Annotated in this window: 10 protein-coding genes; 2 read left to right on the top strand and 8 right to left on the bottom strand. The window is 49.1% G+C overall.

The window, feature by feature from the left end; translation table 11 throughout:
* Positions 1-1,193, top strand: a 1,193-nt coding sequence (locus PHW04_12485; protein MDD2716701.1) for a DUF4105 domain-containing protein, incomplete at its 5' end; no start/stop codon positions are given.
* Positions 1,194-1,342: 149 nt separating this feature from the next.
* Here the strand turns inward: PHW04_12485 and PHW04_12480 are convergent.
* The 4 genes from PHW04_12480 to PHW04_12465 all read right to left on the bottom strand — a co-directional run bounded on the left by PHW04_12480 (position 1,343) and on the right by PHW04_12465 (position 4,185).
* Positions 1,343-1,948, bottom strand: coding sequence for a hypothetical protein (locus tag PHW04_12480; protein MDD2716700.1), 606 nt, complete (start codon positions 1,946-1,948; stop codon positions 1,343-1,345).
* 119 nt (positions 1,949-2,067) lie between these two features.
* The gene (locus PHW04_12475) at positions 2,068-3,306 is read right to left on the bottom strand and encodes a hypothetical protein (GenBank protein ID MDD2716699.1); all 1,239 of its coding nucleotides are present in this window, start codon (positions 3,304-3,306) and stop codon (positions 2,068-2,070) included.
* Positions 3,303-3,677 carry a hypothetical protein gene (locus PHW04_12470; GenBank protein ID MDD2716698.1) on the bottom strand — a complete coding sequence of 125 codons (375 nt, stop codon included), beginning with the start codon at positions 3,675-3,677 and terminating at the stop codon, positions 3,303-3,305. The genes PHW04_12475 and PHW04_12470 overlap by 4 nt, the downstream gene beginning before the upstream one ends.
* Positions 3,664-4,185, bottom strand: coding sequence for an RNA polymerase sigma factor (locus PHW04_12465; protein MDD2716697.1), 522 nt, complete (start codon positions 4,183-4,185; stop codon positions 3,664-3,666). Before PHW04_12465 ends, PHW04_12470 begins: the two co-directional genes overlap by 14 nt.
* Positions 4,186-4,327: 142 nt before the next feature.
* Between PHW04_12465 and PHW04_12460 the strand changes: the two genes are divergently transcribed.
* Positions 4,328-4,906, top strand: a complete 579-nt coding sequence (locus PHW04_12460) for a YdeI/OmpD-associated family protein (GenBank protein MDD2716696.1) — start codon at positions 4,328-4,330, stop codon at positions 4,904-4,906.
* Here the strand turns inward: PHW04_12460 and PHW04_12455 are convergent, their stop codons facing one another.
* From PHW04_12455 to PHW04_12440, 4 genes are all read right to left on the bottom strand, one after another.
* A complete protein-coding gene (locus PHW04_12455; GenBank protein MDD2716695.1) occupies positions 4,907-5,647 on the bottom strand; it encodes an outer membrane lipoprotein-sorting protein in 741 nt (246 codons plus the stop codon). It lies immediately after the preceding gene.
* Between the two features lie 187 nt (positions 5,648-5,834).
* Positions 5,835-7,040, bottom strand: coding sequence for an ABC transporter permease (locus PHW04_12450; GenBank protein MDD2716694.1), 1,206 nt, complete (start codon positions 7,038-7,040; stop codon positions 5,835-5,837).
* A complete protein-coding gene (locus PHW04_12445) occupies positions 7,037-8,269 on the bottom strand; it encodes an FtsX-like permease family protein (GenBank protein ID MDD2716693.1) in 1,233 nt (410 codons plus the stop codon). Before PHW04_12445 ends, PHW04_12450 begins: the two co-directional genes overlap by 4 nt.
* The gene (locus PHW04_12440; protein MDD2716692.1) at positions 8,270-8,959 is read right to left on the bottom strand and encodes an ABC transporter ATP-binding protein; all 690 of its coding nucleotides are present in this window, start codon (positions 8,957-8,959) and stop codon (positions 8,270-8,272) included.
* Positions 8,960-8,970: the final 11 nt, after the last annotated feature.

Raw genomic sequence — 8,970 nt, 5'->3', positions numbered from 1 at the left:
TGCTCTTTCAGGCTTCAGTCTGCAGCGCGAACCTCAGCGCTGATCAGCGGGAACTGAAGATCGTCTCGCAGCAGGGAAGCGTGTTCGAACTGGACAATGTGCGCTGGGGCTTTGAAGGAAATCTTGTTACAAAGAAGCCTGTTTTCAAGAACACAAAAGTCGACATTTCCAAAGTCAGGGACGTCTACTTCTGGCTCGAGACATTCCCGCCCGAAGCACTGGCAGGACATGGCATGCTGGCCTTTGTGATGGACTCGCCCTGCGTGGAGTCTGCGGACGGCAAGGCAGACATCGGGCTCGTCTATTCCTTTGAGGCCTGGCTGGAACAGGGGCAGAAGTATTCTCCGCTTGAGGGCATGAAGAAGAACTGCTACAGGCTTATCTACCAGGTCAGCACGATCAAGGACCGCGTCCAGCTCTCGATCGTGATCCCGAATCACAAGATGTATCAGTACAGGGTGAATCTGACGGCTGAGCAGAAGCAGGAACTGCTCGGACTGATGCTTACTGAGTCGGCAGTGGACAGGAGCGGCGAATATTATCACACATATTACAACAGCTGCGTGTTCAATGCGATCAGGCTGATCAACGAGGTACTGCCTGACTCTCAGAAACTGAAAATGTATGTAGCAAAGGACTGCCCGAATCTGAGCGTCACCTTTCCGCCGATAGTGCCTGATTACCTGTCAAAACAAGGCCTGATCTGCGAAAAGCAGCTCTTCACCCTGGGCTCGCAGGTCATCAATATTCCTTATGGAAGCGGACATGTCTATGACATCAGCCTGCAGGACCTGAATTACGGGACCCTCTATAACAAACTCAGCCAGGGTGGAGACATCGACCTTGCCGAATACCTGGATTACCTGCGGCTTGCCAAATCCATCTTCATGGAAATGAAAAACCAGACTGAAATCATCGATCAGGCGCAATATGATAAGCAGCTTTCTGAAATCAGCCGGATCATTGCGTCTTCTGAAGAGAATTTCCTGGACAGGTTTACCGAGACTCCAGACACTCTGGCCTGGAATTTGCGCTGGTACGTGAAAAAGCCGGTAAATCCCGAATTTGTGAACACCATCGACTGCGAACTGATCGTCGCCATCTGCGAAGCACTCAAGAACAGCCATTGCCCATACAGGCAGTTCCTGACGGACGCCAAGAAAACCCTGATCGACAGGCAGGCCGACAGATGAAACATTTTGAAACTTGTATCAGCAGGATTCTGAAACATAATTAGCTAAAGATCAAAAGATGTTTCAATCTTTACTTTATCTTGTTCAATATGTAGTTACCGGCCTCCATAAGGAAGCCGGTTTATTAATGATCCAAATCTGTTGTCAGCTTAATTTACAGCTCTGGCTTCGAATTCGACTTTGTATTCAAGCATCTCGTTTTTGATGCTGTAATGCACTGCAGCTGCAGCCAGGGCGTTCTGCACTGCTGTTTTTTCATAGCTTTTCGCAACTTTTAAGGCCTGATCCTTGGTGTCGCAGGCAGTTTCCGCTTTTTCTTCATGCAGGTAGCAGTTGTTTACATCTGTCCAGGGAGTCGGATTCCAGCAGTTCCTGATCCAGACAATGACTTTGACGACTGGGGTATAAGCAATCTGAGCAGCTTTATTTACAGGTCTGGCCTCGAAATCCACCTGGTAATCCAGGAGATCTAATGGGACATTGAAGCGGGCAGAAGCAGCGGTTTTTGCGTTCTTCACTGCAGTTTCTTCATAGGTTTTCGCTGTTTCCAGGGCCTGGGCTTTGGTACTACATGAAGTTGCGATATTTTCTTCATGGATATAGCAGTTTGCATCGTTCCAGGGAATCGGATTCCAGCAGTTCCTGATCCAGACAGTGACTTTGACAACTGGTGTGAAACCGGTCGGATTCGTGTCAGTGGCAAAAACAGGTGAAATGATCGCGATCAGAAGCAGTGCAGTCAGTAGCAGTCTCATCCTAGTCCTCCATAAACTCTTAGTTTTGTCTGTAGCGGCTTTGACCCCTCTCCGCCGCTTTGATCCATTTTATCCGGGAAAGAATCTTTGTCAAGGAATATTTAAAACTCGGCTGAATTTCATTTCACTGCCAGGGAAAGAATCTTTTCAGATAAGAAGTCCCGCCTGAATCTGAGGCCGATGTTTTTAACATTCCCTGCATAATCCTTCCCCTCAAGACCTCTTGAATAAATCATGATTTCATTGCTGTCCCATTCCACACAACGGACCAGGAGGTTCTGGCCGGGAAGTCCAGGATCTGCAACAGGATTTCCGGATAGAGCCATCCTGATGATTTCGCGGATTGCCCTGATCTCAAAATTCTGCTCACGCGCAAACGTAGGATCATTGAAAGCCATTTTGACCAGGAGATTGCGCGTATCCGCCAGTTTCTGGCACAATGGCGCAGGGTCAGCTGTAGGGTCATTGTCAAGAGCGCGGATCAGACTGCCAAAACATTCCTTGACCCTGGTTGTGGTTTTTGTGCCTGGGTTATAGACAGCATCCCAGACATGCATGCGGACGGAAAAATTTCCGGAGAGGTTTTCAAGAGATCCCAGTGTAAGATCCTCCAGCAGTTTCATTTCCTGGGAAAGGCTCAGATGATACTTGTCCAGCAAACCGAGAATCTGGGTCAGCATTCTGCTTGAGGCTGACAGATCAGGATTTTTAAGTAAGTCATTCAGCACATAAAACGTCTGGCCCAGTATATAGTCACCGTCTGAAATCGTAAAACCGTAGAATCCCTCGGAATTTGTTCCCCGCTGTGAAGCCAGACCGATCAGAAGCAGTTTTCTCAGCAGTTCATAACCTTTTTCCATTTCACCATTAACAAAAAGGAATTTGTCTGCATTGACCAGTGTATTGATGAAATTGAACATCTGGATTGAAGAGTCAGCATTGCCAGAGATCAGCACAGGCTTGTGATCAGAAAGCAGAATTTCAAAATCCCTGTCTTCATGGGGTAACAGTTCTGCAATCCGATGGAGCAGAGGCAGAGCCTCTTCGGCATATTTCTTGTCTATATGATTATCAAATACCGACCAGATCAGATAAGAGTCATCTGCTGTCCGGTTCATGCAGTTGAAAATAAGCTGATTCCGCTCGACAGCCTCTGAGGCTTCGCGCTGGCATACTGAATAGGATTTTTTGATGGGAGCGGATTCAGATGTCTGGGACTGCGGGGTATAATCACCGAAAAAAGCTCCCAAAGTGCCGTTTTTCATGAAGTCCAGCAGCAGGATGAAGAAAATCAGCTCTGCTGTGACCAGGAAAATTGCTGCCATTCTGTGTACAATCTGTTTTTGATAAGTATTCATATGCCCTCCATCTTGGTTTCAAATTTCAATCTGAAGCTGTGGAACCTGTTCTCTGCGAGACTGTATATGGACGTAAAAACCAGTGTGACCAGTGTAAGGAAGAGTCCAAGCGAAACTGCTATTCTCAGGGCGAGATCCACAGCATAGATCAACATGGATCCTGAAGCATCGTTGACCGGAAGCGCGGGGCTTCCCAGTGAAATGCAGTAAATAAAGGCAGACAGAAGTACAAGAACTGAAATGATGAGATTGGACTGCAGCAGGTTCCTTCTAGAATTAACCTTGTCTGCGATTTCCGAAGCCATTTTCTCAGAAACAGCCATTGTGGGTGCTGTCTTTCTCAAATCCTGGTAATATTTATAGAGTTCCATGTTCCATCACCTCCTTGAAGATCGACTTGGCTCTCGAAAGCCGTGACATGACCGTTCCCAGCGGAATTTCCTCGGACTCGGCAATTTCTTCGTAACTCATCTCCTCGAAATATTTCAGGTACAGGATGCTCTTGTACCTGGCCGGCATTCGGGAAAGAAGAGCATTGATCTTCAGAAATTCCTCGTCCCTGCTGGGTTCTGCTGACTCTGAGAGCAGGCTGTAAGCTGTTTTTTCCCTGAGCCAGCGCCGCACCTTGCGGAAGAAAAGCAGGCATTCGTTGCGTGCCACCCTGTAAAGCCAGGGTCTGACCTTGAAATCCGGGCTGCCGATCCTCTGCTCGTCATAAGCCTTGCAGAACACGTCCTGGGCGATGTCCAGGCTTTCCTCGCGATCTGCGGTGAGATGATAGCAGTAGAGGAAAATTTCCCTGTAATGCCTCAAGTAGATCTGCTTGAAAACAGTTTCGTGATTCGGTTCAGCCATGTTTTGATTCCGGACTTCTTCCATTCGTCCTCCGCTAATATAAATACCAAATCCTGGAATTTATTCCATTTATTTTTAAAGCGACAGTTAAACAGAAGAAAATGGTCCCGGAAAAAGGGCAGTAAAGTCGATTTTAATATTTCCCAAATTGGTTTAAAATATAAAGATGGAAATCGGAAAAACACTTTATGTGAAAAGCTCATCTGAATGGCGGGAGTGGCTGCTGGAGCATCATGCGGCAGAAAAGGAAATCTGGCTGATTTATCCCAAGAAGCATTCAAAAAGACCGCGGATACCTTACGCAGACGCTGTGGAAGAAGCGCTCTGCTTCGGCTGGATCGACAGCATTGTCAAAGGGATAGACGAGGAGTGTTATGCCCAGCGCTTTTCACCCAGGAAGAAGAACAGCCCCTGGTCGCAGCCGAACATCGAGCGCATGCGGCGGCTGATAGCGGAAGGACGCATGACTCCTGCAGGTCTCGCTGCATTGAAAAATCCTGAAACATTAATGGAAAAACAGGAACTGGAAATCGCGCCCGATGTTCTGGAAGCTTTGAAAAAGGATAAATCTGTCTGGAAGAATTTCCAGGCCTTTGCCGACAATTACAAGAGAGTCCGCATCGCTTACATCGAAGCTGGAAGAAAGCACGGACCCGAACAGTTTCAGAAGCGTCTTGATAACTTCATCAATAAAACCAGGAAAAACCAGCAGTTCGCTTTTGGCGGGGTACAGAAAGAGAAATAATTATCTTCTGCGCTCCAGATTCTGCATAGTGAACACCTGGTCTGGAATCGCCACATCCAGTTCTATGTCTGTGATCTGGATTTCAGTGTATGAGTTTCCCTTGATCTTGTCTTCCATGCGCATCTTTGTGGCAAACCAGCGGTCTCCGCAGGGTTTGTATTCAAGTACTGACATCAGTTTCAGGAGCTTGCCTGACTTGGCGTACATTTCGGATTTGTAGACGACAAAGTTTTCTTTATCAACCCAGATTTTGCGGCGCGTGTAGGTGATTTCGCGACCCGGCTTGGCGATCATTTCCAGCACATAGACTTCGCGGGTGTCGAAAACTTCTTCAGTGGCAATGGCGCTGTCATACTGCTCCCAGAATTTGCGGCGCTCTGTCTGGTCCTCATAGGAAAAATCGCTGCCCATCATGTTCTGGCGCAGCATATGGCCTGAGATTTTCACTGTGCGAGAGGCCCTGGGCAGGAACATCCAGAGATTGTCGGACAGGCGCAGATAGCGGGTGCCTGCGTCGCGGGGAGGTGAGAGGAACTCGATGAAAGCGGTGTCATTGCCCCTGCCATAGATTTTCATGGATTTCTGAAACACGCTGTTCCCGTCGTGTATCGTCATCTCGCCGTGATAGATCACAGAGTCTGGCGCCATGTTATGGTCGACTTTTTTGATGATTTCCTCGACAGTCAGGGCATGAATACAGGTGTAAAAACAAAACAGCAGCAGCAGGAATAATTCTTTCAAAAAGCCTCCTGTTTATTAATGTGCTGGGAACTTTGTCCTGCGGAGGAGTTCAAAGGCGCCGCAGCATCCCGGCACGGTGCAGAATCCATTCTAAGCCTGCAGATAAGTGGAGTCCGGCAGCCGTGACCGGCTGCTGGACGCAACGACCGGAGCAGGATAAAGTTCTTAGCACACATGGGGTCCATAATCATTCCTTCAATAACTCCGACGGTGCCTTGCGCACACCAGGTATCACCGGAAGCAGCGTGGCCAGAAAGGCGGCGGCTGTTCCTGCCAGCAGGCCTGTGATCAGGATGCCTGGGCCGAAATGGAAATAGACTACGCTCTTGATCTTGATCGCATCAGGCATGCGTTCCACTGCGCTGCCGAAATTTATGCCGTGTATGGAAAAAAACAATGCAACTGCTCCCCCGAGAATCGCTCCGATCAGAGCCCCGCAGAAACCGAGCAGCGTGCCTTCCAGGCAGATCAGTTTCCCGATCTGCCAGTCGGTCATGCCCAGGGCCTTGAAGATGCCGATTTCGCGCCTCCTCTCAAACACCACCATCATCATGGTGTTGACGATCGCGATCCCTGAGAGGAAGCAGAATACCATCAGCATGATCCTGCGGGCCCAGGCCATCACTGAGACCATCTGTCCGTTCAGTCCTATCAGCTGCCAGTTGCGCACCAGCAGATCAGTTTTGGCTGAGATCAGTTTTTTCACTTCCAGCGCTCTTTCATGGCTGTCAAGGAAAAACAGGCATTCAGTGACAGTACCTGCCATGTCCAGCAGATCCTGGGCTGCTGAGAGAGTGATGAAAAAGCTCTTGTTGAGCCTGCCGTTTCCCAGGTCATAGAAGCCGGTTACTTTATAGTTGAGGGCTGAGATCGAGTTGCCGCGGCTGCTGGTCAGAATCGTCACTGTATCGCCAAGGCTGAGGCTGAGTTCATCAGCCAGTTTCCTTCCCACCATGATCTCGGTGCTGTCTTTGAAACTCAGGAATTTCCCGGCATAGATTTTCTTGTCGAATTCAAGGACAGCATAGTCGGATTCAGTGATCCCGAAACCCTGGCCTTTTTTTTCCAGATCGCCTTTGTAGAGCATGCCTCCGAATCTGATGCGCGGGCTGACTGTCTTGATCCCCTGGATTCCTGATGCCAGGGAGACGGCTTTTTCTGTATCCATGTTCGCAGATAAGGAAAATGATTTTTCCCTCACTGGATAATCAGGGTGGGTGATCAAAACATCACCGCTGTATTTGAGATTGTCTGTGGATTCGGCTACGCCGTCCAGGTAGCTCAATCCCATCACTGAGAACATGATCCCGAAAACCATCACTGAAATCGTCAGATACGATCGTTTGCGGTTCCTGAAGATGTTCCTGAAGGCGATACGGAAATTCTCCTTCATCCTTTGATTGCCTCCACCGGATCGAGCTGCAGAGCGCGCCAGGCAGGGTAGAGCGAAGAGAGCATGGCAACTCCTGACCCGATCAGAAAATAGAATAAAGCCATGCTCCAGTTCAGATATGGATAGAACATATCCCTGACCGGGAAGTCTCCACCCACTTTTGTGATGTCAGCAGGAACTCTGATGCCGTGGATCTGATAGTAATGAACAATCGCTGCTCCAAGGCACATGCCGATCAGGCTTCCCAGCAGGCCGATGAAAGTGCCTTCAGACAGAAAAAGGGACAGGATTTCCCGCCTGCTCATTCCGCCTGCCATCAGGATGCCGATCTCGCGTTTCCGCTCCAGCATGGCCATCAGCATGGTATTGGCGATGCCTGCGGCAGCCATGATCAGGATGAAGCCCACAATGATCGCAAAAATCTTCTCTCTCATCCTGATCAGGCTAAACAGGTCTGCAAGCTCGACCAGCCAGCTGTCAGCCCTGGCATCATGGGATGAGAATGAGGCATTGAGTTTATCGGTAAGAGGGAAAAGTCTAAAATCGTCCTGAGTATCAGCCAGCACTGCGATTTCAGTCGGGCCTGACTGCACAAAATCTGAAGCAAAGCCGCGGGAGAGGAAAATCTGGCTGGAATCAATCATGGGATTGCCTGTGCGGATGATGCCGCATATCCGGCAGTCGTAAGCATTGATCGCTTTCAGGCTGGTACGGGCGATTATGGTGACGAAATCGCCGGTTTTAACTGACAGAAGAGCCGCCAGCTCCATGCCGATCACGACTGAAGTGCTGTCCGCAGGATCCAGAAACTGTCCTGAAACCAGGTCGTTTTTCCTGTTGAAGACTGCATTTTCGCGTTCCCCATCAATGCCGAGAAATCTGCAGGGCAGTTCCAGACCTGAAGAGACGGCTGAACCGGTGAAAGAGATCCGTGCTGATGAAGCTTTTATCCAGGCAGTACTGCTGACCAGTTTATCTATCTCATCAAAATTCAGGAATGGATGCTCAAGGGGGTTTATGTCTTCGTCCTTTGGTTTGAAGTCTTTGCGATATATTTTCAGACTGGAAGTCTCGGTATGGATATAGACATTTTTGAGCTGCCATTTGAGACCTGAATTCAATCCATCGCCGATCACTGCGAAGCAGATCGCCACGATCACTGTGATCAGCGTGAGTGCAGTGCGTTTTTTCTGGCGGAAGATGTTACGGCAGGATAGTTTCAGGATCATTCAGGCTTTGACCTCGATACTGTCGATTCGTCCATCTTTCAGGTGCACGATTCTTTTCGCAATCTCGATTATCATCCTGTCGTGAGAGGAGAAAACAATAGTAACACCATGGTTTTGATTCAGTTCCTTCATGGCATTCAGAATCGCTTCGCCATTGACTGAATCAAGGCTGGCTGTAGGTTCGTCAGCCAGAATCAGTACCGGGTCCTTCACGAGCGCTCTGGCGATTGCCACCCGCTGCTGCTGGCCGCCTGATAACTGCGACGGCCTTCGCGAAGCCAGGCCGGCGATTCCAAGCTGTTCCAGTGTTTCCATGACTTTCGCCTTTTTCTCAGTTTCTGCGAGGCCACCCAGCAGATCCAGGGAAAATTCCACGTTCTCATAGACAGACAATACTGGTATCAGATAAAAATGCTGGAATACGAATCCGATCTTTTTTCTGCGGAAAAGGGCTGCCAGTCGAGGAGTGAAAGCAGTGACATCTTCGCCGTCAATAACGATTTTACCCGTGGTTGGAGTATCCATGCAGCCGAGGAGGTTCAGAAAAGTGGTCTTGCCTGAACCGGAAGGCCCGGCCAGGACTGTGAATTCACCCGGATTTATCTCCAGGGTGGCATCGTCCAGAGCCAGGACGGTCGCTCCGCCCTGTTCATAGTGGCGGCTGAGATTGATTACATTAACCAGCGGCAAGGCAACTCCTT

The organism is Candidatus Wallbacteria bacterium, assembly GCA_028687545.1.
Lineage (GTDB): Bacteria > Muiribacteriota > JAQTZZ01 > JAQTZZ01 > JAQTZZ01 > JAQTZZ01.
Note: the sequence above shows the minus strand (reverse complement) of the source record. Positions and strands in the feature narration are given on the sequence as shown.

Excerpts from the sequence above, each read along its gene's own strand:
- PHW04_12480 (MDD2716700.1), bottom strand. The coding sequence starts at position 1,948 with ATGAGACTGCTACTGACTGCACTGCTTCTGATCGCGATCATTTCACCT.
- PHW04_12475 (MDD2716699.1), bottom strand. The coding sequence starts at position 3,306 with ATGAATACTTATCAAAAACAGATTGTACACAGAATGGCAGCAATTTTC.
- PHW04_12470 (MDD2716698.1), bottom strand. The coding sequence starts at position 3,677 with ATGGAACTCTATAAATATTACCAGGATTTGAGAAAGACAGCACCCACA.
- PHW04_12465 (MDD2716697.1), bottom strand. The coding sequence starts at position 4,185 with ATGGAAGAAGTCCGGAATCAAAACATGGCTGAACCGAATCACGAAACT.
- PHW04_12460 (MDD2716696.1), top strand. The coding sequence starts at position 4,328 with ATGGAAATCGGAAAAACACTTTATGTGAAAAGCTCATCTGAATGGCGG.
- PHW04_12450 (MDD2716694.1), bottom strand. The coding sequence starts at position 7,040 with ATGAAGGAGAATTTCCGTATCGCCTTCAGGAACATCTTCAGGAACCGC.
- PHW04_12445 (MDD2716693.1), bottom strand. The coding sequence starts at position 8,269 with ATGATCCTGAAACTATCCTGCCGTAACATCTTCCGCCAGAAAAAACGC.